The sequence below is a fragment of the Pseudomonas sp. KD5 genome (genome assembly GCF_012932895.1).
GTDB lineage: Bacteria > Pseudomonadota > Gammaproteobacteria > Pseudomonadales > Pseudomonadaceae > Aquipseudomonas.
Genome location: NZ_JDWJ01000007.1, coordinates 358411 through 382378, shown reverse-complemented (window position 1 = coordinate 382378; position 23968 = coordinate 358411). Strand labels below are relative to the sequence as shown.

General features: G+C 61.8%; 20 protein-coding genes. 6 read left to right on the top strand and 14 right to left on the bottom strand.

Features of this window, described 5'->3' with window-relative positions:
* The 14 genes from AF70_RS18105 to tssA all read right to left on the bottom strand — a co-directional run.
* Positions 1-1031 (bottom strand): PAAR domain-containing protein (locus AF70_RS18105; RefSeq protein ID WP_178119831.1); only part of this gene is annotated, 1031 nt, incomplete at its 3' end.
* 12 nt (positions 1032-1043) lie between these two features.
* On the bottom strand, positions 1044-1478 hold the full coding sequence (locus tag AF70_RS18100) for a DcrB-related protein (protein ID WP_019580407.1): 435 nt from the start codon (positions 1476-1478) through the stop codon (positions 1044-1046).
* A gap of 18 nt (positions 1479-1496) precedes the next feature.
* Positions 1497-3434 (bottom strand): type VI secretion system Vgr family protein, encoded by a 1938-nt coding sequence (locus AF70_RS18095; protein WP_028939185.1) that lies wholly within the window; start codon positions 3432-3434, stop codon positions 1497-1499.
* A 48-nt stretch (positions 3435-3482) separates the two neighbouring features.
* Entirely contained in the window at positions 3483-6161 is a 2679-nt protein-coding gene (gene tssH / locus AF70_RS18090) for a type VI secretion system ATPase TssH (RefSeq protein ID WP_028939184.1), read from the bottom strand.
* Complete coding sequence (gene tssG / locus AF70_RS18085; RefSeq protein WP_026331811.1) at positions 6154-7206, bottom strand: type VI secretion system baseplate subunit TssG; 1053 nt, start codon at positions 7204-7206, stop codon at positions 6154-6156. Before tssG ends, tssH begins: the two co-directional genes overlap by 8 nt.
* Complete coding sequence (gene tssF, locus AF70_RS18080; RefSeq protein ID WP_019580411.1) at positions 7170-9029, bottom strand: type VI secretion system baseplate subunit TssF; 1860 nt, start codon at positions 9027-9029, stop codon at positions 7170-7172. Before tssF ends, tssG begins: the two co-directional genes overlap by 37 nt.
* Complete coding sequence (gene tssE / locus AF70_RS18075; RefSeq protein ID WP_028939183.1) at positions 9026-9538, bottom strand: type VI secretion system baseplate subunit TssE; 513 nt, start codon at positions 9536-9538, stop codon at positions 9026-9028. The genes tssF and tssE overlap by 4 nt, the downstream gene beginning before the upstream one ends.
* Positions 9532-9951 (bottom strand): hypothetical protein, encoded by a 420-nt coding sequence (locus AF70_RS18070; protein ID WP_169342489.1) that lies wholly within the window; start codon positions 9949-9951, stop codon positions 9532-9534. Before AF70_RS18070 ends, tssE begins: the two co-directional genes overlap by 7 nt.
* An 89-nt stretch (positions 9952-10040) precedes the next feature.
* The gene (locus tag AF70_RS18065) at positions 10041-10481 is read right to left on the bottom strand and encodes a hypothetical protein (protein WP_019580414.1); all 441 of its coding nucleotides are present in this window, start codon (positions 10479-10481) and stop codon (positions 10041-10043) included.
* Positions 10478-10936, bottom strand: coding sequence for a type VI secretion system amidase effector protein Tae4 (locus AF70_RS18060; protein ID WP_028939182.1), 459 nt, complete (start codon positions 10934-10936; stop codon positions 10478-10480). Before AF70_RS18060 ends, AF70_RS18065 begins: the two co-directional genes overlap by 4 nt.
* Positions 10937-11018: 82 nt before the next feature.
* Positions 11019-11507: a type VI secretion system tube protein Hcp gene (locus AF70_RS18055; RefSeq protein WP_018927416.1), complete on the bottom strand. Its 489-nt coding sequence runs from the start codon at positions 11505-11507 to the stop codon at positions 11019-11021.
* An 86-nt stretch (positions 11508-11593) separates the two neighbouring features.
* The gene (gene tssC, locus AF70_RS18050; RefSeq protein ID WP_018927417.1) at positions 11594-13087 is read right to left on the bottom strand and encodes a type VI secretion system contractile sheath large subunit; all 1494 of its coding nucleotides are present in this window, start codon (positions 13085-13087) and stop codon (positions 11594-11596) included.
* 15 nt (positions 13088-13102) lie between these two features.
* Positions 13103-13612, bottom strand: a complete 510-nt coding sequence (gene tssB, locus AF70_RS18045; RefSeq protein WP_007894500.1) for a type VI secretion system contractile sheath small subunit — start codon at positions 13610-13612, stop codon at positions 13103-13105.
* 80 nt (positions 13613-13692) lie between these two features.
* A complete protein-coding gene (gene tssA, locus AF70_RS18040; RefSeq protein ID WP_028939181.1) occupies positions 13693-14730 on the bottom strand; it encodes a type VI secretion system protein TssA in 1038 nt (345 codons plus the stop codon).
* Positions 14731-15134: 404 nt separating this feature from the next.
* Between tssA and tagH the strand changes: the two genes are divergently transcribed.
* The 6 genes from tagH (at position 15135) to tagF (ending at position 23964) form a co-directional block, all read left to right on the top strand.
* Positions 15135-16583, top strand: a complete 1449-nt coding sequence (gene tagH / locus AF70_RS18035; protein ID WP_028939180.1) for a type VI secretion system-associated FHA domain protein TagH — start codon at positions 15135-15137, stop codon at positions 16581-16583.
* A gap of 75 nt (positions 16584-16658) precedes the next feature.
* Positions 16659-17165 (top strand): type VI secretion system lipoprotein TssJ, encoded by a 507-nt coding sequence (gene tssJ, locus AF70_RS18030; RefSeq protein ID WP_019580418.1) that lies wholly within the window; start codon positions 16659-16661, stop codon positions 17163-17165.
* A 15-nt stretch (positions 17166-17180) separates the two neighbouring features.
* Complete coding sequence (tssK, locus tag AF70_RS18025; RefSeq protein ID WP_019580419.1) at positions 17181-18515, top strand: type VI secretion system baseplate subunit TssK; 1335 nt, start codon at positions 17181-17183, stop codon at positions 18513-18515.
* A gap of 6 nt (positions 18516-18521) precedes the next feature.
* Positions 18522-19820, top strand: coding sequence for a DotU family type VI secretion system protein (locus tag AF70_RS18020; protein WP_019580420.1), 1299 nt, complete (start codon positions 18522-18524; stop codon positions 19818-19820).
* Positions 19817-23317 (top strand): type VI secretion system membrane subunit TssM, encoded by a 3501-nt coding sequence (gene tssM / locus AF70_RS18015; RefSeq protein ID WP_028939179.1) that lies wholly within the window; start codon positions 19817-19819, stop codon positions 23315-23317. Before AF70_RS18020 ends, tssM begins: the two co-directional genes overlap by 4 nt.
* Positions 23314-23964 (top strand): type VI secretion system-associated protein TagF, encoded by a 651-nt coding sequence (tagF, locus tag AF70_RS18010; protein ID WP_019580422.1) that lies wholly within the window; start codon positions 23314-23316, stop codon positions 23962-23964. Before tssM ends, tagF begins: the two co-directional genes overlap by 4 nt.
* The last annotated feature ends 4 nt before the right edge of the window (positions 23965-23968 follow it).

The following is a 23968-nucleotide window of genomic DNA, read 5'->3' as shown; positions in this document are numbered from 1 at the left end:
CCGGCGCCGAACAGCCCGTCGCGGCGTTCGTCACGGCTGTTGTAGAAGCGCTGCCAATCGATCGGCAAGATGCCCGGCAGCACGAAATCCAGCTCTTCGTCCCCACCCAGCACCTTGGCCCCGGTNGCNGCATGCACCGGGTTCGACGAACCCATGGCGGCGTTGGCCATGGCGCCCATGGCGCTGCTGACAGCCATCGACGTCGCGCCGCCGATCAGCATGCACGGCAGTTTGCTGAAGAACTTGCCTTTGCNGCCCTTGAGCATCAGCAACGCGGTGACCGCCAGCCCCACGCCCGGGGTCTTGCCGCTGCGGATCTCGCGCACNACCACCGAACCGCCACCAATGGTNACGTTCGANGAGATCAGCCCGGACGATACGACCTTGGCGTCGCAGGTGGTGCGGTCGCCGCTGCGCACGGCGGGCTGGCCGTTGATGGTGACTTTGTCCGANCCCTCGGCCAGAAANTGCGGCGGCATCGGTGGATGCTTCATGCAGGTGACCAGGTCCAGCGGCTTGGGTACGGCGCCGGGCGCNGGGGTGGCGACGGTGGGGCGCCACATCTGCGAGAAGAAGCTCTCGGCCATGTCCAGATAGCTGGGCTCGGCTTCGGGCTCGGGTGCCTCCAGCTCGGTGCCGGCCGGCGCGACATGGGACGGGATCGCCCCGGCGGCGCGGGCGGCGGGGATGTTGTTGGTCAGGGTGTTGGTGGAACCGGTGAGAATCGTCGCCTGCACCGTGGGNGGAAACAGCGNATTGCTGAAGCTCTCGCACAGNTTNCTCAAGCCNTTGTCGGCNCCNGTCTTGCTCATGGCNAGGCCGACGATGGTGCCCACCACCGCGCCGAGCAGAAAGCANCCGAGNCCGCCGGTGGCNACGGTGATGCCCGTNGCCGCCACCACGGCAGCCGTCGCCANCGCGGTGATCGCGATNTTGGCCGCCACCTCCAGCACACCGCCGAGGATGTCGGCCATCATCGAGGTGTGGTCGAGTGCATCGCCCAGGCGGGCGGCCCAGAGTGCGTCAGACATGCAGGGTGCTCATCAGGCCGGAACGTCGAACAACAGCGAACTCTTGATGGTTGCCCAATGCGCGGCTTCGGCATCGCCGAGTTTTTCCGCCTTCACGTAGCTCAGGGCGAGCATTTTGCGGGTGCCGGGCAATACCAGCGCCAACTGATACTGGAAGACTTTGTCGTTGCCCTTGTTGAACTGGCTGCGCAACTCGATGCCTTCGACCTCCTGGCTGGCGCCCAGGCGCACGGCGACGCCCGGCTGAAAACGCAAGTCCTGCACTTGTTTTTCCAGGCGCTTGAGCTGGTCGTCGAAGTTGCTTTGCAGTGTTTCGCCCTCGGCCAGCAAGCTGCGGCTGACTATCAGCGAGGTGCCCAGTTCGGGGAACTTGAGGATGTTGATCGTCGCGTCTTGCAGCTCGCTTGCCGGCAGCTGGAACTGGAATTCATTGATTCGGTAAGCCATGGAACACAGATCTCGTGATTAGCCCTTGGGCTTGGGAAACGCGGCATTGATATTGGCGTCGATGCTGGCCTTGACGCCCTGGCCGTCAGGCGTGGCGCCAGGGCCGCCGCCGTTGTTCAGGTGCAGCACGCCGCCGGTGTTGATCTCGGCGTCACCGCTGGCATAGAAGCTGATTTGCACGCCGGTCAGGTTGATCTGGCCGCTGGCATTGAGCTCCAGGATGCTTTCGCCGCATACCAGCCGCAGGTTTTCGCCCACTTCGATGACGTAGCTCTGGCTGATGCTGTCGGTCTTGCGCTGGCCCACCGACAGAATGTCTTCCTGCTTGACGATGCGCAGCCGATTGTTGCCGATGGTCACCGTTTCGTTATGCCCGATGCTTTTGTTGCGGTCGTGGCCCACCGAGTGGCTTTCATCCACCTCGACCACGATGTCCTGATTGCGCTCGGCATGGATGTACAACTGCTCGGCGCCTTTTTTGTCTTCCATGCGGATTTCGTTGAAATTGGCCGGCGAGCCGCCCTTGCTCGAACGGCTTTTCATGCCGCTCTGGGTAGCGTTTTCCGGCAAGTCATAGGGCACGGTCTGTTCGGCGTTGTAGACGCGGCCGGTGATGATCGGCCGATCCGGGTCGCCTTCGAGGAAGCTGACGATGACTTCCTGGCCGATTCGTGGGATCTGCATCGAGCCCCAGTTTTTTCCGGCCCAGGATTGCGACACGCGAATCCAGCACGAACTGTTTTCGTTGGACTGATCATGCCGGTCCCAATAGAAATGCACCTTCACCCGGCCAAACTGATCGGTCCAGATTTCCTCGCCTTTGGGGCCCACCACCAACGCGGTCTGCGGGCCTTTGACGATGGGGCGGTGGGTGTTGGGCAGCGGGCGGTAGCTTTGTTGGGCGTCGATGCAGGTCAGGCTGCTTTCGAACTGTGCCGAAGGCGCGCCACCACCGGTTTCCCCGCTTTCCTGGGAAATGTAATAGCGGGTGCCGACGATAAGGTATTCACGGTTCTGGTCCTGGCGGCTGAAGCCGGTGAGGCTGAACAAATGACCCGAGCCCAGGCCTCGGGCGTTACCGGCCAGCTCGACCTGTTCGTGCAGGGTCTGCAACGCTTCGATGCGGGTGCGGGCGTAGTGTTCGCCGTCTGCGCTTTGCACATAAGTGCCGGGGTAGTCGTACAGCGGATAATCGCCGGCGGTGTGCGGACGAGGCATGGCCGAGCGCACGTCGATACGCGCGCTGGGGCGCTGGAAATCATAGTCGTTGAGTTCCAGCGAACCCGGCTGGACTTGCTGGGCCAGGTGCCAATCGTAGATGTGATCGCGTTCGCGCTGCTGTTCATTCTTGGGGTAGTAGGGCACCGAGGCATAGCCGGGCACGTTGGCATGGGCGCCGTAGGCGTCGGCCAGCACCAGTACATGACGACCCTGTTCATGGCGGAAGAAGTAGTAGATTCCTTCCTGTTCCATCAGGCGGCTGACGAAGTCGAAGCTGGTTTCGCGATACTGCACGCAGTATTCCCACTCGCGATAGGGCCGGCTCAGGGCATCTTCGAAATCGGAAAAACCCAGGTCGCGAAACACCTGCTTGATGATCTGCGGGATGGTCAGGTTCTGGAAAATCCGGCAATCGGAGGTGCGGGTCAGCAGCCATAGCCAGGGCCGCAGCGTGGCCTGGTAACTGGCGAACTGGCCCTGGTCGACGTTCTGGCTGCAACGGGCAACGATGCCATGGAAATGACGCTCGCCACCGCCGTCCAGTTGCAGGCTCAGGCACATGGGTTTGCCGAGCAACTGGTTGAGGTCGATGGCGTTGTCCAGCGAGTGCAACTGCAGCTCATAGCTGAACAGCCGCCCCAATTCTTCGTCTCCGCCCATGTCCTTGAGCAACAGCACATCCGGCCCCAGGGGGCTGGTGATCTTTGCCAGGCGTGAGAGTTGCTTGAATAGCATCAGTTATCCCTTGTCACTGCTCGGTTCCTTCCTACGGAGGAGGGCCGCTTAGGCGGCGTCGCTGAAGTCGTAGTGCAATTCGTTATCCCGGGCGCTGATCCGCACGCCTGCCAGCGCTTTGCCTTCGAGCATGCGGGTGAGGAATTCGCGGCTCATGTCCGGTAGCAGGCTGTTGGTCAGGATGGTGTCGATCATCCGCCCGCCGCTTTCGGTTTCGGTGCAACGGGAGACGATCAGGTCGATCACCGCGTCGTCGTAATCGAAAGCCACCTTGTGGGTGTTTTCCACGCGCTTCTTGATGCGGTTGAGTTGCAGGCGGGTGATGGCCTTGAGCATCTCGTCGCTGAGCGGGTAATACGGAATGGTCACCAGCCGGCCCAGCAATGCCGGCGGGAAAATCTCCAGCAGCGGTTGGCGCAGGGCCTTGGCGATTTCTTCGGGCTCCGGCACGTTTTGCGGGTCTTTGCAGACCTGGGCAATCAGCTCGGTGCCAGCGTTGGTGGTCAGCAGAATCAAGGTGTTCTTGAAGTCAATCACCCGACCTTCGCCGTCCTCCATCACACCTTTGTCGAAGACCTGGAAGAAGATCTCGTGCACATCCGGGTGAGCCTTTTCCACTTCGTCCAGCAGTACCACGCTGTAGGGTTTGCGCCGCACGGCTTCGGTCAGCACGCCGCCTTCGCCATAGCCGATGTAGCCCGGTGGCGCGCCCTTGAGGGTGGACACCGTGTGAGCTTCCTGGAATTCACTCATGTTGATGGTGATGACGTTTTGCTCGCCGCCGTACATGGCTTCGGCCAGCGCCAGGGCGGTTTCGGTCTTGCCCACGCCGGAGGTGCCGGCGAGCATGAATACCCCGATCGGCTTGCTCGGGTTGTCGAGGCCGGCGCGGGAGGTCTGGATGCGTTTGGCGATCATCTGCAAGGCATGGTCCTGGCCGATGATGCGTTTCTTCAGGTGCTGGTCGAGGTTGAGCACGGTTTCCAGTTCATTACGGGCCATGCGGCCCACCGGAATCCCGGTCCAGTCGGCGACCACCGAGGCCACGGCCTGGTAATCGACCGTCGGCAGAATCAGCGGCGTTTCTCCTTGCAGGGCGCTGAGACGCTGTTGCAGGTCCACCAGTTTTTCGCGCAAGGCGTGGCTGGTCTCGCTGCCGTCCTCGCTGTCCACCACACCGACGCGCTCGCGCAGGGTGGCGCGGGTGGCGAGCAATTCATCCACCAGGGCTTTTTCTTCGGCCCAGCGGTTTTCCAGTTCGGCCAGGCGTTCGCGTTCGGCGCTCAACAGGTTTTCGCTTTGGGTCTGGCGGGCGCCGATGACGATGCCGATGGCGTGCTCGCGGGCGATGATCTGCAGCTCGGTTTCCAACGCCTCGATGCGCCGACGGCTGTCGTCCACTTCGGCCGGCACGGCATGCAGGCTGATGGCGACCCGGGCGCAGGCGGTGTCCAGCAGACTCACGGATTTGTCCGGCAACTGGCGCGCGGGGATGTAGCGATGGGACAGTTTGACCGAGGCTTCCAGGGCTTCGTCGAGGATCTGCACCTGATGGTGTTTTTCCATGGTCGAGGCCACGCCGCGCATCATCAGCAGCGCCTTGTCTTCGGACGGTTCGGCGACTTGCACCACCTGGAAGCGGCGGGTCAGGGCCGGGTCTTTTTCGATATGCTTTTTGTACTCGGCCCAGGTCGTGGCGGCCACGGTGCGCAGGGTACCCCGGGCCAGAGCCGGCTTGAGCAGGTTGGCCGCGTCCCCGGTGCCGGCGGCGCCACCGGCACCTACCAGGGTGTGGGCTTCGTCGATAAACAGGATGATCGGTTTTGGTGAGGCCTGGACGTCTTCGATGACTTGGCGCAGGCGCTGTTCGAATTCACCTTTCATGCTCGCGCCGGCCTGTAGCAGGCCGACGTCCAGGCTGCGCAGTTCCACATCCTTGAGCGCCGGCGGCACGTCACCGGCGACGATGCGCAGGGCAAAACCTTCGACCACGGCGGTTTTACCGACGCCGGCTTCACCGGTCAGAATCGGGTTGTTCTGCCGACGACGCATGAGGATGTCTACCAATTGGCGGATCTCTTCGTCACGGCCGACGATCGGGTCAAGCTTGCCATTTCGGGCCTGCTCGGTGAGGTCGACGGTAAAACGCTTGAGCGCTTCCTGCTTGCCCATGGCACTTGGGGCCATGGCGCCACTGGCTTCACCGGGCACGCTGCCGGCGTTGAAACCATCGCTGGCGCTGAGTGCATTTTCCGGCGAGTCGCCGACGTACTCGTCGAACCGCTCGCTCAGGGCCTCGACCTTGATCTTGTCGAACTCTGCCGACAGTCCCAGTAATCCATGGCGCAAGCTCGGGGTCTTGAGGATGCCCAGCACCAGATAACCGGTACGCACCTGGCTTTCGCCGAACATCAAGCTGCCGTAGACCCAGCCACGCTCCACGGCTTCTTCCACATGGGAAGACAAGTCAGTGATTGACGTCGAGCCCCGTGGCAAACGGTCCAGGGCTTCGGTCAGGTCCCGGGCCAGGCGCGCCGGCTCGATATTGAACTGGCGGATGAGGCGGTGCAGGTCCGAATCCTGCAATTGCAGCAACTGATGAAACCAGTGGGCCAGTTCCACATAAGGGTTACCGCGCAACTTGCAGAACACGGTGGCGGCTTCGATGGCTTTGTAGGCCACGCTATTGAGTTTGCCGAACAACGCGGCGCGACTGATTTCACCCATGCTCTTGGCTCCTTGAGATCTGTGAGGTGTTGGCTTGTTCGGCGTAATGCCGGGCGAGTATTAAGTCCTTGGCATCTTTTGCGGGCTTGCCCACCCAGGTATTGAACCCCAGGCGGAAGCGGCCATTGAGTTGCAGTGTCGGCACTTCGGGCTGTTTCAGAACCAGGTTCAGATCCCAGTCCAGTTCATGGCCCAGGTATTCGGCCACCCAGGCCACCAGCTCATTGAAGGATGGGCTGCCGGGCAACATGCTCATGTAGTCATCCAGCTTGAGCGGCCCCAGGCGAATGCGGAATTTGTGCTGGCGATCCCAGACGCAGCGGCCCAGGCAAAAATCCACGCCCAATTGATGAGCGCTGACGCCCACGCGGCTGCGCTCCGGCAGCACCAGCCATTGGCCGACGTATTCTTCGATCTCCACCGGCAGGCCGAAGTACTCGCCGATGATTGCCTTCAAACCGTCGGGATAGCGGGTTTGTGCCGACAGATGACCGCTGTAATGCAGCTTCGCCGTGTCGGGTATCAGGCCTTGTTTGAGCAGGCTCGGCATGCCTCGACCGCTCAGCGCTGCCAGACGTGCCGACCAGTAGTCATCGTCCGGGCGATCATGGCTGACTGTCGGTCGTGCTTCGGCCCAGGCCCGGTAAAACAGGCTCAGCAGGCGATGATGGAACACATCCAGAAAGCGTTTGCTGGTGCTGTCGGCGTTGTTGCGCTGGCGTTCACGCACATATTCGGTGAGGTGCAGCGGCAACGGGCCGTTGGGGCCGCCGAGGCCAAAAAAGAACTGTTCCAGACGCGCCGGCGAACCGTCGATGCCCGGCTGTACCGAGGCCAGGGTCGCCGGGGCGAAGGTGCAATCGGCCTGTTGCCCAAGGCGCAAGGGGTCATCGGCCAGGCGCAACGAATGGCCCAGGCGCGGAAGCTCAGGCGATTCGCACTCGATGCGCCGTAATGCCTGGAAGAAGTCGTATTCCCAGGGCTGCTGGTGCATCGCGTCCAGGGTATTCACAGGGTCGGACGGCGTCCGGGTTTGGCTTTCCATCGCATGATCTCGCCGCGCTCGGTGGTACGGATCACCGTCTCGGTAAAACTGTTGATCGACACGTAACGTGCCAGGAAGCGCTCGAAGACTGCACCGAGCAAGAAGACGCCCGTGCCACGAAACGCGTTCTCATCGAATTCCAGGGTGATTTCCATACCGCGGCCAAACACGATCGGGCCCGGCATTGGCAAACGTCGGGTGCAGGGTTTGCTGCTGACTTCGCGCAGGCCTTCGATCTGCAATTGCAAGGCTGCATCGTTGTCGTCGCCATACAGGCGCAGCAGCTCGCGCAGGGCGGCGGCGCCCTGGCCTTGCTCGCTGAGGGACAAGTAATTGAGCGAAAGCTGGCTGATCAACCGCCAGGCCTTGGCGTCGTGGGCATGGCTGGCGCGTGGGCGGCTCGGGCCTGCCACGCAGCGTACCGCCGCTACCGGCGCGCTGTCGGCCAGGGTGAAGTCGGTCTTGTTGTTACCCACGCTCATGAACAGCGGCAGGTCGCGGTTGGTGCACAACGCCGTTACGCCCAATTGGCGCAGGTCGTGACGATAGGGCGCCTGCTGGCTGTCCACCAGACTGACGAAGGTTTCGCTGCCGATGTAAGTCGAACGTGGGCCGTTGCGCCGCTGACCGCTGGAGAGCATACGGGGTTCGCGCCGCACCGTGTAATACGCCTGATCGCGGCCGTAGCGAGACGGATCGCGGACGGCGTAGAACGGCAAAAAAGGCTGTTCCGACCCGGTGCCGTGGCCGGTGAGGGCGGTCAGGGAATGAATCTCGAAATCCATCGGCCGGGTACGGTCGGCGATCACATGGTGTTCATTCACACGTTCCGACAAGTGGATGCGATCCAGGCGCTTGGGAAACAAGTTGATTGCCGGGGTGCAGAACGGCAGGAACTGTGCGGCACCGACACTGCCTTCCAGGCTCGGATCGTGACGGTCGAACAGCACGATCAATTCCAGCTCCTGGCCCTGGCAGCGTTTGACCGCCCGGCTCAACCCGGTGAAGTCGACAAACAGAAAGCGGCGGGGCAGGGCGAAGTATTCCTGCAACAGGCGATAGCCCTGGAAGGCTCGCGACACCACTGGCAACGCGGCGTCGGTATCGTCGAACCCCACGGAGCGCAGTGCATCCTGGGGCAGGCGTTCTACCCAATCGCCGCCGGGCTGACGGGCGAAGACGGCGCAGGCGTTACCCAGCAACTGTTCGTAGAGGCGAAAGGGTTGTTCGTCGGCGCCGTTGAGGTACAGCGGCAGGTTGTCCAGGGCCAGACTGTTGAACGGCAGTTCGGCACCGGTGCGCAGGGTCAGGCGCAGGCCAGCCTTGGCCTTGGGGGCGCTGGCGGCCAGGCGCCCGAGCACGGCGGACGGGTTGCCGAAGTACTCGGCCTGGCTGACCTGCAATGGCCACAACGTCACCGCATGGGCGGTGCGGTACTCACAGCAGGTTTGGCTTTCGCGACCCAGGGCGGCGCGCAGAACCGTATCCCGAGGCAACGGGAAACCGCTGCTCAGTGAGCCTTCATCGGGGTCGGCCTGCAATTGCACCACGGTCATCGAGGGTGTCGGCGCCAGGTAATGGGGGTACGCGATTTCCAGCAGGTTGTGGGTGAAGGTCGGGTATTCGGCATCGAGTTTGAGCTGTACCCGCGCCGTCAGGTAGGCGAACCCTTCCAGCAAGCGCTCGACGTACGGGTCGGCGCAGTCCATGCCAGACAACGTCAGCCGACTGGCGATTTTCGGGTATTCCTGGGCGAACTCCGCCGCGCTTTCGCGCACGTGGTGCAGTTCCTGGTTGTACAGTTCCAGCAGGCGCGGGTTCATGAGTGTCTCCGCTGGTCGGCGTTGACCACTCGCACATGGCCGGATTCCAGGTCCAGGTCGGTTTGCAGCATCAGGCGCAGCGGCACTGGCTGGGCCCAGAGGTCGCCTTCGATCTCGAAACTCAGGGCGTTGTGATTCATCTCGGCGGATGCCCGGGCCCGCACGCGCAGGGTATGGCGCAGAATCCGCGGCTCGAACGTGGCGATGGCCTGGTGGATCAGTGCTTCAAGCGCCGCGATATCGACGTTCGATGCACTGTTGCCGGCCAGGGCTGGCAGCCCGAAGTTGACCACCGAAGTGCCGGCCGGTGTGTGCAGCGTCGCATCGGCGCTGAGCAATGACGTGGTGTTGAGCAGCCACGCCAGGTCCCGCAGCACCGAGGCTTTGAGTTGGGTCAGGGACAGTACGCGCTTGTCGGCGCTTTCCTTGAGGTTGCTTGGGTCGTCGTCGGTCAACCGATCCAGCAGGGACGGTTGCAGGCGATCGCGGGTGGCGATGTCGGTTACCACGAGAAATGCGCCACGAAATTTTTCTGGTCCATGCCGCCGGTCATGCAGCCAGCACTATGGGCGACGTTTGACACTTCCATGGGCTGACCTTTGATTTGGCGGATGGCCTGATACCGAGCGTCACAATCACGGCTGGGAGGGGGCTCGGGCGTGGAGTGCTCCACGATAATGATTTGGGCGTTGTTGAAGGTTTCGACCCGTGGCTGACCCTCACGGTTGACACTCAGAAAACAAGGCCACGGCATGTCTAGTTTCAAGATGCTTTGGTCCTGTTTGCGTAACGCACATTGCTGATCGTGGTTTTCCAGAGTCAATGTTTGTCCGGCGACAATGACTTCATTGCTGGGGGCAGCAAGTGGTTGCTGCCCGGCCCAGGCGTTGAGGCTCAACGGCAGGCAGCCGGACAGCAGCATCAACAGGGTTCGTTTGATCATTTCAACCCTCAAAGCCCAACCTGTTTTGCGCGATGCGCAGAGTCGTAAGTGATTGCATGTGAAGTCGCTTACCAAGTGAAAAGCGCTGTGTAGTCTTTCTGATCGCCTGCACCGCGCAGGCAACTGGCACTGCGAGAAACCACCGAAGGTTCGAGCTGGCCTTTGATCTGGCGTACGGCGCGGTACTCGGACCGACAGTCGCGACTGTTCGCAGGGTCAACGCTTATGTGCAGCACGATGGCAATCGGCACATTGTTGAAGGACTCGACGTGCGGCTTGCCTTGGCGGTCGACCGCAAATTGGCAAGGCCATGGCATTTCAAGTGGCAGCACGCTCCGATCCGGTTTACGCAACACGCAGCGCTGCTGGTCGTTCTCCAGTGTCAGCTGTTGTGCGCCCAGGGTGACTACCTGGTCTGCGGCAGCAGACGGGGCTTGCTGGTCGGCGCACGCGGATACACTCGACAATACGCAACACAGGACCACAGCGTTTCGGCTGGACTTGATCATGTCAGCTCCCAGAACCAGATGGCTCGGGATCGGTAGGATGGGTCGCTATACCGGCCGATGGTCAGGCCGCGATTCCACAGGTCGATATGGTCGCCGGTGCGACTGTCCGATGACTCTCCTGTCTGCTGGAAACAATCCTTGAAGAAGATGAGCCCGGTCTTGTCTTGCAACTTCCGACGTTCTTCGGCACTTCCACCGAGAATCAGTGGCCGCCCCAGATGATGCTTCCACAACCAGTTCGCCAGTGACTCGGCACCCCGGGCGTGCTCATGTGCACACTTGGGTTCGGTATAGGTGGATTTGTTGACCTTGATGGTCAGCTCTGTGTTGAGCGTCATGCTCATGCGGATAGCACACTGGTTTTCCCAAGGGCCATCACAGGGCTTTGCATCAGGGTACGTGACCAGGAGATCGGAATACGCTTTCCACAAATTAATAAACGACGGCTTGGCCATGACTCAGACACCGGATGGGAAAGGATTGGATTCGAGCAAGCACCAAAATGCCCCCGGCGCATAACGACGGGGGCACGTTCGATTACACCTTGACGTTCTGGCGGATGTTCCAGCCGAACTTGATCGGCCCGCCTTCCTTGGTGCCGTCGGCTTTTTGCGGCTGGTAGTCCACCAGCACCTTGGCGAAGTTCAGGGTGACGTTTTCAGTCAGACGATCATCGCTGCCCGAGCCGCCGGTGCTCAGGGAACTGATCAGCACTTCTTCCAGGTTGATGATCATGTACTCGACCTGGCTTTCGCCGCCGGCCTTGCGCACGGTCAGCTTGACCTTGTCGATGTGCTTGCCGCTGGCGCAGTGCATCATCAGGTTGGGTGTAGCCTTGTCGACGTACTTGGTCAGCGACAGGTCCTGGACGTTCACCTTGCCGGCACCGCCGCCGCCGCCCACGTGCATATTGCCGGACTGAGACATGCCCCAGCTCCAGTTCAAGACGTCGATTTCGTCCTTGTGGGCCTTGTCCATGGACTCGCCCTTGATGTCGCCGATCTTGATGAAAATATCAACAGCCATGTTCTCTCCCTGTGTGGTGTCTACCACGTTGTGTTTTTCTGATCGTTCCCACGCTGAGCGTGGGAGCGATCACATCAAGGGCGGTGTTACGCGCCTTTAGCCGAAGGCAGCTTGGATACCAGGCGCAGCGACACCGTCAGACCTTCGAGCTGATAGTGCGGGCGCAGGTAGAACCGAGAGTTGTAATACCCCGGGTTGCCTTCCACCTCTTCGACAATCACTTCGGCCGCCGCCAATGGGTGCTGGGCCTTGGTGGTTTCGGTGGAGTGCGCTGGGTCACCGTCGACGTAGTTGAGGATCCAGTCCTGCAACCAGCGCTGCATTTCGTCCTTCTCTTTGAAGGAGCCGATCTTGTCGCGCACGATGCACTTCAAGTAATGGGCGAAACGGCAGGTGGCGAACAGGTAGGGCAGGCGCGCGGCCAGGTTGGCGTTGGCGGTAGCATCCGGGTCGTCGTACTCGGCCGGCTTTTGCAGCGACTGGGCGCCGATGAACGCGGCGAAGTCGGTGTTTTTCTTGTGCAGCAGCGGCATGAAACCGTTCTTCGCCAGTTCCGCTTCACGGCGGTCCGAAATGGCGATTTCCGTCGGGCACTTCATGTCCACGCCACCGTCGTCAGTCGGGAAGGTGTGCGCCGGCAGGTTCTCCACTTCACCACCAGACTCCACGCCACGAATGCGCGAGCACCAGCCAAAGTGTTTGAACGAGCGGTTGATGTTCACCGCCATCGCGTAAGCGGCGTTGGCCCAGGTGTACTTGGAGCTGTCGGCGCCGTCGGTGTTTTCTTCGAAGGCGAAGGCTTCCACCGGGTCGGTCTTGGCACCGTACGGCAGGCGTGCCAGGAAGCGCGGCATGGTCAGGCCGATGTAACGCGAGTCTTCCGATTCACGCAGCGAGCGCCAGCCGGCATATTCCGGGGTGGTGAAGATTTTGGTCAGATCGCGCGGGTTCGACAGTTCCTGCCACGAGCCCATGCCCATCACGGTCGGCGATGCGGCGGCAATGAATGGCGCGTGCATGGCGGCGCAGACTTTCGACAGTTCGCCCAGCAATTCGACATCCGGCGGCGACTGGTCGAAGTAGTAATCGCCCACCAGGCAGCCGTAAGGTTCGCCGCCGAACTGGCCGTATTCTTCTTCGTACATCTTTTTGAAGATCGGGCTCTGGTCCCACGCGGTGCCCTTGAATTTCTTCAGGGTCTTGTGCAGGTCGGTCTTGGAGATGTTGAGCACGCGGATCTTGAGCTGCTCGTCGCTCTCGGTGTTGTTGACCAGGTAGTGCAAGCCACGCCAGGCGCTTTCCAGTTGCTGGAACTCCGGGTGATGGATGACCTGGTTGACCTGGGCGGTGAGCTTGGCGTCGATGGCGGCGATGATCGACTCGATCGACTTGATGGCGTCGTTGGACACCAGGTCGGTCTGCGCCAGGGCCTGTTCGGCCAGGGTGCGCACGGCGGTCTCGACGGCTTCGCGGGCGCGTTCGGTCTTGGGTTTGAATTCTTGCAGCAGCAGGGAGGCGAACTCGCTGGCTTCTTCGGTGGTGCCCAGTGTCTGGGCGCTTGCGCGTACTGGATCGGTCATGATCATTCGTCCTGATTAAGCCTGAGGCTCGGCGGGCTTGGGCGCACTGGCAAGTGCCTGGAGCAGCGCCGGATCCTTGATGGCCTTCATGATGATTTCTTCGGCACCGGTCTTGCCGTCCATGTAGGTCAGCAGGTTGGCCAATTGAGTGCGCGCTTCGAGCAGCTTGTTCAGCGAGTCGACCTTGCGCGCCACGGCGGCCGGGCTGAAGTCGTCCATGCTTTCAAAGGTGATGTCCAGGCTCAGGTTGCCTTCGCCGGTCAGCTCGTTGGGCACGTGGAACGCAACGCGTGGCTGCATGGCCTTGAGGCGGGAGTCGAAGTTGTCCACATCCACTTCAAGGAACTTGCGATCGGCCACAGGTGCCAGAGGCTCGGCGGGCTTGCCGGCGAGGTCAGCCATAACCCCCATCACGAAGGGCAACTGAACCTTTTTCTCGGCGCCGTAAAGCTCGACGTCGTACTCGATCTGCACTCGAGGCGCACGGTTGCGCGCGATGAATTTCTGAGAACTTTGCTTCGCCACGTTGCTGCTCCTGGTCGCTCAAGCGACGGTGTTGGCGTCATCGGCGGTGCCGGTGACGTGACTGCGTGATCCGTACGCTTTTATTCGCTGTCTGGTCCGCGCAGGTTTTCAAATTGGCTGATGCCGTCGGGAATCAGGTTGCGCACGATCGCCGCGAAGTCGGCGTGCACCAGATTCTTTGCCCGGTTCAACAGCACCGGCAGGGGGCTGGAGGGCTCGTGACGGGTGTAATACGCAAGAATCCGGTCCAGGCTGCGCAGCACGTCGTCACGGTTGTTGATTTCGCCGGTGCTGGTGCTGGTGCTGGCGTTGCGCGGCGCGCTTGGTGCGGTGGGGTATTCAACCGGCGCGGCACTGTCGTCGCTGATGGCATCGGGCAGGGGACTGTCGCCGCTCTGCGGGGCGAACTGGCCGAGAATCTGCAAGGCCATTTTGAGCGGTTGCTTCAACGGGCCAAGGTCAACGCCCTGGGCGGAGCCGACTTGTTCGCTGACGTGTTGCTCGATGGTCTCGGCGGCGCTACGGGCCTCGTGCAAGGCTTTGCGGATGATGTCCAACTGTTCGGGATCGCTGTCGAGGAACGCTCCGGCGAGTTGTTCGGCGCCGAGGTTTTCGTCAGGGAAGCTTTGCAGGCCGCTGGCGTTGGCGGCGGCGCGCAGGCTGACAGCGCCAAAGGTTCGCGAACGGGCCAGGATACTTTCGCGCAGCAGGCGAATGGTGGCATCGGATGCCAGGCCGGCGAGGGCATTGATGCGCACGGTGGGATCGTTGTCGTCTTCGGCATCCAGGCGTGGATGCAGGTCGGCCCAGTATTGCTTGAGCAATTCACTGATCAGCGTCAGGACGCGGGCCAGGCCGGTGACACCTTCCAGGGCAAGGGAGCTTTGCAAAAGGAAATGGGTGATACGCAGGTCTTTGCTGCGTTGCAACAAGTCCAGGCTTTGCTGCTGGATGCTGCGCCATTCAGGCGGTTCGGCAGGCAATATCGAATCGCCCATGCTGCGCTCGGGCTGGCCTTGGGAATCGCGTTCCAGGCGCAAAAAGTCCGCGTCGTATTCCAGATCTTCGCCACAAGGCGAAGTCGCAGAAACGGCGGCGAGCAGCAAAGGCACTTCCACTGAAATTGATCTCCCTATCGCCCGCGACAGAATCGGGCAGTTCACACGTAAGCTCCAAGTGGAACTTCGCATGTTTCCTTGTGCGTAATGGCCCTTTGGATCCTCTATGATCTTAAAGTGCCATCACTGTATTCAAGAAAGTTGTTCATTTTTGGTGTAGTACTTATGGCTTGTCAAGGTAAGCTATTTCTCCTGTGTGACAGATGTGAGGTGCTTAACAACCCTTGCGACCGGTAGGTCTGGGAAGGTACTGACGCAGGTTTTTTGTCACGTAAACCGGTTAAGATCAGCAAATATGCTGGTAAAAAGCTATTTTTGAGGTTGTTTGCAAGGTTTGTCGGCGAGTTCCGCGGGGATTGATCCCCTCATTCGCCGGCGCGCAAAGTGTGCAGCAAGGAGGCAAGATGCCGCTGTGTTTGACTATCACTAGTTATCACAAGATTACCCCTGGTCAATGCTCTGAAAAATCCATGGATCAGGGAGTGATGGCAATTGGCCGTAATTCTGATAATGACTGGGTATTGCCCGATCCAGAGCGCTTGGTTTCCGGAAAGCATTGCGTTATTCAATATAAAGATGGCCGGTATTATTTAACCGATAACAGCACTAATGGTGTGGAATTGGTTAAGGCCGGCATTCGTCTGCGCAAAGGAAACAGCGAGCCGTTGCAAGATGGGGAAGTTATCCGCATAGGTGATTATGAAATCCAGGCGCGCATCGATTTCAATCTGCCGGTGACTGACAGCAACCCTTTTGCCGATTCGTCCAACAGCTTCGAGGCTCTGATGGGGCGTCAGGGCGCTGGCGTGGCTACGCCGACATCGTCGCCCATGACACCACCTGCACATTTCCAGGGTGTGTCGGCCATGGACACGTTGCCGGACTTGTTCGACTTTCTGGCACCGACCACCGTCCCGCCGGCCACCCAGTCCGACCATGTCCCGGCTGAGCAGCACGACTTCCGCCCACCGACCCCGATCCCCAGCCCGACGCCCATGGCCGAGCCTGTGCCGCTGGCGTCGGCCCCAGCCCCAGCCCCAGCCCCGGTGATTCCGGAAGATTGGGACCTGTTCAGCGACAAGCCCGCGCCAGTGGCGGTTACACCCCTGCCTGTCGCCCCCTTGCCTGTTGCAGAAGTTGCGCCGCCGGCGCCTCAAGTCAGCGTACCGATCGAGGCACCGGTCGAGCCGCCACCACGGCACGAACCACCCGTGGCCATCGTCGAGCATCCGGTCAATCCGCCCGGCCCGGTCGACCATTCGCAACCCGACCTGTTACGAGCCTTTCTGCGCGGCGCCGGGCTGGATCAAGTGCGCCTGGAAAAGGCCCAGGCCGAAGCGCAGATGGAAAACATCGGCCGCAGTTATCGATTGATGGTCGAAGGCCTGATCGATGTCTTGCGCGCCCGCAGCAGCCTCAAGGGCGAGTTTCGCATTCAGCAGACGATGATTCAGCCGGTGGAAAACAACCCGCTGAAATTCGCTCCCAACGTCGATGAGGCCTTGCTGCTGCTGTTGCGCCACACCAATCAAGCGTTCATGGCGCCGGACCTGGCGGTGCGCGACAGCTTCGATGACTTGCGTGCCCACCAGTTGGCGGTGATGGCCGGTGTGGAAGCTGCGATCAAGCACCTGTTGGCGCGTTTCGAACCGGCACAACTGGAAGAGCGCATGGGCAAGCCCGGTGGCCTGTCGAGCATTTTCAATGGTTCACGACAGGCCCAGTACTGGCAGCAGTTCACCGAGCTCTACAGCAATATTTCCCGTGAGGCCCAGGAGGATTTCCAGGACCTGTTCGGTCGGGAATTCAGCCGTGCCTACGAAGAACACAGTGCAAGACAACGTCGCCACTGAGCGTCGCCGTCACATAACGCGATTCATAGCAAAGAACGGAACAACGGATAGCTGAAACGTCATTGAGGACGCAGGATGATTCACAGGTTTTTACTCGCAGTCGCCACCGCGCTTCTGCTGACCGCGTGTGCCAAGGATGCCACCAAACCCCAGCCCGAAGAGGCTGAGGCCGACACGGCCGCCGTCGAGTTGCACTTTCACGCCATCGCCGGGCTCAACCCCGGAGCCACTGGCCAGCCGGCCCCGGTCCGGGTGCGCATTTTCGAATTGAAAAATGCCGCCACCTTCGGTCGTTCCGATTATTTCGCACTGGCCGAACGAGCCCAGGCGACGCTCGGTGCGGATCTGATCGACCAGGACGAAGTGCTGATCCAGCCTGGCCAGCAGTTGAGTCTGCAGCGTGACCTCGATCCGGCCACCCGCCATATCGGCGTGCTGGTGGGGTATCGCGAGCTGGATCAGTCGCTGTGGCGCACGGTGATGAACGTCCCGCCGCGCCAATACACCGAATACCAGATCAGCCTCGACGTGCGAGCCGTGCGCAGCGCCGTCGCGGTTCCCCCATCCAGCCCTGCCCAATAAACAATCGGAGCCCCCATGTCCTGGAACAATCGCGTGGTCTGGTCGGAAGGCATGTTCATTGGAACGCAGCACTTCCAGCAGCATGACCGTTACCTGGAGAACCTCATCGACGCCCGGAGTCGCCCATTGTCGGCCGGTGCCTGGGGGTTTTCTGAGTTGCTGATCGACCAGGGCCTGCTGGCCCAGGGCAAACTGGCGATCATCTCGGCGCGGGGCCTGTTGCCAGACGGCACGCCATTCAACATTCCCCAGGATGACCTGGCGCCGAGCCCGCTGAATATCGATGACAACCTGCGCGATGGTTTGGTGTATTTGGCCTTGCCGCTCAAGCGCGCCGGTGCGCGTGACACCGTTGACGAAGGCGAGGCCCTGGGCGCTGCGCGCTATGTGAGTCAGGTGCGCGAAGTTCGGGACGATAACGCGCCATTCGAAAACCAGGCCCCGGTGGCCGTGGGGTCGAGGGCGCTGCGATTATTGATAGCCCGGGATGGCATCAGCGACTACGCGGCCATCGGCCTGGTGCGAATCAAGGAGAAACGCGCCGACCGCGCCTTGGTGCTCGATGACACTTACATCCCGCCGCTGCTGGATGTGGTCGCCTCCACGCCCTTGGCTGCGTTTCGCAACGAGCTACTGGGCCTGCTTCATCAGCGTGGCGAAGCGCTCGCCGGGCGGGTGGTGGCGTCCGGTGCTGGCGGTGCCTCGGAGATTGCCGACTTCATGCTGCTGCAACTGGTCAACCGTGCCCAACCGCTGATCCAGCACTTGAGCCGGTTGAGTCCGTTGCATCCCGAGCGGTTCTACAGCGAGTTGGTGAGCCTGGCCGGGGAATTCTCGACTTTTACCGCTTCCGGGCGGCGACCGCAGGAATTCCCGCAGTACCAGCATGATGACCTCGCGCTGAGTTTTGCCCCGGTGATGCAAGCCCTGCGTGAAGCGCTGTCGATGCTGATCGACAGCAAGGCCACGCCGATTCCGATCGTCGAAAAAGCCTATGGCATTCATGTGGCCATGCTGGCTGACAAGACCCTGCTCGACAACGCCAGTTTTATTCTGGTGGTGCGCGCCGATGTACCTGCCGAGACCCTGCGCAGCCGCTTCGGCCTGCAGAGCAAAATCGGCTCGGTGGAACACATTCGCGACATGGTCAACCTGCAATTGCCGGGCATCGGTCTGCTGCCGCTGCCGGTGGCGCCACGGCAGATTCCCTATCACGCCGGCTCCACCTATTACGAACTCGACCGGGGCAGCGAGCATTGGCAACAACTGGCCAACTCCGGCGGTTTTGCGTTCCACATCGCGGGTCAGTTCCCGGGGTTGAACCTGGCTTTCTGGGCGATCCGAGGATAAACCGCGATGAACAACGACGATCGTACCCAGTTCATGCCGACCCCCGGTGGTCGTGGCGCCGAGCCGGCCCGCCCGGACCCTGGCCGCGCCCAGCCCGCGCCACTGTCGATGCCGGCCGCGCCGCTGTTGACCGGTAAAACCGAAGGTCTCAACCCCCTGGAGAGCGCCGCGGGCCCGCTGCTGGCTTTGCTGACCCGTTTGCGCAACACCATTGCCCACCCGGCACCAGCGAGTCTGCGGGCGCAACTACTGGCCTACCTGCGCCAGTTCGAGGAGCGCGCCGAGGCCGCCGGCGTGGTGCGCAACGATGTGTTATTGGCCCGCTACGCCTTGTGCACCGCCCTGGATGAAGCGGTGTTGAGTACGCCGTGGGGCGGCGCCAGTGACTGGGGCAAGCAAAGCCTGTTGATCACTGTGCACAACGAAGCCTGGGGTGGCGAGAAAGTGTTCCAGCTCCTGGAACATTGCCTGCAAAGCCCCCGCGAACGTTTGTATCTGTTGGAGCTGTTGTACCTGTGCATGTGCCTGGGTTTCGAAGGGCGTTACCGGGTCATGAATGACGGTCGCAGCCAACTGGAGGCGTTGCGTGAGCGCACCAGTGCGGTTATCCGCAGCGCCCGTGGCGAATATGAGCGCGAACTGTCGCCCCATTGGCGCGGCGTGACCGTGGCGCGCGATCGACTGGCGCAATTCATGCCGCCATGGATCGCGGTAGCCATCGGCGTGGCGTTGCTGCTGGCCCTGGTGTTCGGCCTGCGCTTGAAACTGGCCGCCGATGCCGAGCCGGTGTTTAAAAACATTCATGCGCTGGGCGAGATCCCGGTGCAGGCCATCGACCGTCCGGTGGTGCAGCCGAAACTGGTCGAGCGGCCACGCTTGGCCGGTTTTCTCGCTGATGAAATCAAGGCCGGCCGGGTGGCCGTGGAAGATGCCGTTGACCGTTCAGTGGTGACCATCCGTGGCGATGAGCTGTTCGCCTCGGGCAGCGCCAGTATCGTCGACAATTTCCAGCCGCTGATGCTGCGCATCGCCGATGCCATTCGCAAGGTCAAGGGCCAGGTCCGGGTGACCGGCCACAGTGACAATCGCCCGATTGCCACCTTGAGGTTCCCATCGAACTGGGCGTTGTCCGAGGCGCGGGCCACTTCGGTGCTGCAAATCCTTTCGGCCAAGACCGGCCAGCCCGAGCGCTTCAGCGCCGAAGGCCGCAGCGACACCGAACCGCTGGCCTCGAACGCTACGACCGAGGGCCGCGCACGCAATCGTCGGGTCGAAATCACAGTGTTGGCGGAGGGGGTCGAGTGAAGGCGTTTTTCAGTTTTATGACTCGCTGGGTCATTCCGTTGCTGGGGCTGATCGCCCTGAGCCTGATCATCTGGTTTGTCGGGCCGCTGCTTGAACTCCTGGTGCCCGAAGGCCGGCGCTGGGCGCTGATCATTCTGGTATTCGCGGTGTGGATCGCCTATCGAGTGTTTCGCATCATCCAGGCCCGCCGTCAGGCCGCCGAAGTCATGCGCAGCCTGGCGGCGCAAACCCCACCGGACCCGACCAGCATCGCTACGGCCGAAGAGCTCGAAACCCTGCGCCAGCGCATGGACGAAGCCCTGACGCTGTTGAAGAAAGCCAAGCTGGGCGGCGACGAACGACGCAATCTCTACGAATTGCCGTGGTACGTGATCATCGGCCCGCCGGGTTCGGGCAAGACCACGGCGCTGGTCAACTCCGGTCTGCATTTTCCGTTGGCCGCGCAGTTGGGCGCCGGTGCGGTGCGCGGCGTCGGCGGTACGCGTAATTGTGATTGGTGGTTTACCGACCAGGCTGTGCTGCTCGACACCGCAGGCCGCTACACCACTCAGGACAGCGACGCGACGGTCGACAAGGCCGCATGGCTGGGCTTTCTGGGTCTGTTGAAAAAACAGCGGGCCCGTCGCCCGATCGACGGTGCATTTATCGCCATCAGCCTCTCCGACCTGTTGCTGGGCAGCGATGCCGAACGCGCCGCCCATGCCGCTGCGATACGCCTGCGCATTCAGGAGCTGTACACCCAACTGGGCGTGCGTTTCCCGATCTACCTGATGCTGACCAAGCTCGATCTGGTGCCTGGGTTCATGGAGTATTTCGACTCCCTGAGCAAGGAAGAGCGAGCCCAGGTTTGGGGCATGACCTTCGCTCTGGATGACGGCAAAAGCAATGACAGCCCGCTGGCCCATCTGCAAAGCGAATTCGCCGGTCTGGAGCAACGCCTGAACGATCGGCTGGTGGAGCGCTTGCAGCAGGAACGCGACCCGGCGCGACGCGATCTGATCTACGGTTTTCCACAGCAGTTCGGCGCGTTGAAGGATTGCCTGCAAAGCTTCCTTGAGGGCGTGTTCAAACCCAACGCCTTTGAAGAGCGGGCGCTGTTGCGCGGGGTGTATTTCACCAGCGGCACCCAGGAAGGCAGCCCGATTGACCGGCTGATCGGCTCCATGGCCCAGAGCATGAACCTGGACCGCCAGCACCTGGTGCGCCAGAACGGCACCGGGCGCAGTTACTTCATCGAAAAGCTCTTCAGCGCCGTGGCCTTTGCCGAGCGTGGGCTGGTGGGTGTCAATCCGAAAGTCGAACGTCGACGCAAGTGGATCGCCCAGGGCGTGCTGGCCTCGACCGTAGCCTTGGTGCTGGTGGTCGGGACCTTGTGGTGGGTCAGCTACCGCGCCAATCAGGCGTATATCGCGCAAGTCGATCAGAAAGTCGTGCCCCTGGGCCAGGCCGTGCAGAACCTCAGCCCGGCACAGCGGGACGTGCTCGCCGTGTTGCCCTTGCTCAACGCAGTGAAGCACTTGGCCGATGACGCGCCGAACTGGGCCGAAGGCCTGGGTCTGTATCAGGGCGACATGCTTGAAGCCGAGTCCGGCAGCGTCTATCGCAAGCTATTGATCGCGGTCTTCGCGCCGCGCTTGCTCACGCGTATCGAGGAGCAACTGCACGGCGGCGGCAATTCGGACTTCCTTTACGAAGGCTTGAAGGCCTACCTGATGCTCGCCGACAGTGAGCATTACGATGCTGATTTCATCAAGGCTTGGATCGCCCTGGACTGGGACCGCAGCCTGCCCCGCGACTTGCCGGCCGAGCAGCGCGTAGCCCTCGGTGAGCACTTGCAGGCGCTGTTCGAGCGCCATCCGCCCACCGCGCGTCTCGACCCGCGCCTGATCGATGACTTGCGCCGGCAATTGCAACAGCTGCCGGTGGCCCAGCGTGTCTATGACCGGATCAAGCGGCAGAAACTGCCGGACGGTATCCCGGACTTTCGTCTCAACGAAGCGGCCGGGCGCGATGCTGCGCTGGTGTTCAGCCGCAAGAGCGGCAAGCCGCTGGGCGATCCCTTGAGTGGCTTCTTCACGGCCAAGGGTTACCGCCAAGGGTTTTTGCTCACCAGCCTGAACCAGACCGGCACCTTGGCCGAGGAGCAGTGGGTGCTCGGTCGCGATCAGGCAGAACAACAGAACGTCGCCAGCCTGGCCGCCGATGTGCGTCGCCTGTATTTCCAGGATTATCAGCGCCAGTGGGACGCCTTGTTGGCTGATATCGACTTCGTGCCGATCACCAGCGTGGCCCAGGCCGCCGATGTGCTGCGGGTGATTTCCGGACCGACTTCGCCGTTGAAAAAATTGCTGGTGGCGGTGGCGAAGGAAACCGACCTGCAACAGGAAGAACGCCTGCTGGCGGCCAAGGGGGCGCCGGTGGAGGGTGGGGTCGACAAGCTCAAAGAGCGCCTGGGCACCTTGCTCGGCCAGGAGCAGGCGATGCAAAACGCACCTGAGGCCAGTGACGATCCAGTCACCACGCATTTTGCCGAACTCAACCGCATCGTCAGCAAGAACGAAGGCGAGCCGGCAGCCATCGACGGCCTGCTGGCCGACATGAACGCCCTGTATGTGCAGGTCAGCGCCATGGTCGGTGCCAGCGGCGACGCCTTGCTTGGCGAAGCCAAGAACCAGGCCGCAGCGGCGGCGACGCGGGTCAGCCTCAACGCCGAGCGTCAACCGGCGTTGGTGCAGGGCCTGGTCAAGTCGGTGGTCAACTCCACCACCAACAGCATGATGGGTGGAGTACGCAATCAACTGAACGCGGCCTGGACCAGCGAAGTGGTGAACATCTATCGCCAGTCCCTGGCCGGGCGTTATCCGATGTCGCCAGGCAGTGCACGGGACGCGACCCTCGACGACTTCGGTCAGTTCTTCGGTGTGGGCGGGGTGATGGACAACTACTTCCGCAAATACCTGCAGCCCTACGTGGATACCTCGACCCAGGCCTGGCGCTGGCAACCGGGCGCCGCGCAGAAGCTCGGCATCGCCCCGGGTGTGCTGCAAACCTTCCAGCGGGCAGCGACCATCCGGGATGCGTTTTTCCGTTCCGGCGGTACCCAGCCGATGGTGCGCTTCGAACTCAAGCCCGTGGCCATGGATTCCACCATCACTCAGTTTTTGCTCGACCTCGACGGCCAGCAATTGAGCTACGACCACGGTCCGAGCCGTCCGACCGCCATGCAATGGCCCAACCCCGGCAGCATCGGCGTGGTGCGGATCTCGATCATGCCGCCCACGGCCAGCGGTCGGTCCGGCATCACCCTGGACGGGCCCTGGGCCTGGTTCCGCCTGCTCGAGCAATCGGATCTCACCGCCGGCAACTCGCCGGACCGCTTCAACCTGCGGCTGCGGGTCGACGGCGCCAGCGCCTCTTATGAGCTGCGGGCCAACAGCGCCTTCAACCCGTTCAAGAGCCGTGTGCTCAGCGGTTTCAGCCTGCCGGAGCGCTTATGAGCACGCCGGGCTTCTATGGAAAGTTGGCCAGTCGCGGGGACTTTGTCAGCCGTGGCTTGCCGCAGAGTTTTATCGGCCCTTGGGATTCGTGGCTGGCGGCGGGGTTGCTCGCCAGCCAGAGCCTTGGCGACCGTTGGCTGAATGCCTATCTGGTCAGTCCGCTGTGGCGCTTTATGGTCGCGCCCGGTGTGTGTGGGCCGCAGGCCGCCGTGGGGGTGGTGATGCCGAGCATTGATCGGGTTGGCCGGTATTTTCCGCTGACCGTCGCGGTGCTGCTGGATCACGATGCCGACCCGGCGTCGGTGGTGAGCGGTTCGGACGCCTGGTTTGAACAGGTCGAGCAATTGCTGTTGAGCACGTTGAGCGTGGAGGCGAGCTTCGAAGCCTTCGGTGCAGCGCTGGAGACACTGGGCAGTCCGACCTGCCTGCCGCGCACCCCGAGCAGCCGTATTGCCGGCCTGCACCGCTTTGATGTCACCGATCCGCAGGCGCGAATGATCGCCCTCGCCGAACAGGCCTGCGAAGGGGCCAGTGTGTGGTGGGGCCAGGGTTCGGAGCGTATCGCCCCCGGTTTATTGCGGTGCCAGGGCCTGCCGGCCGCCGCTGATTTTGCGCAATTTTTGCTCGGCCAAGAAGGTTTTGTGTAGATGT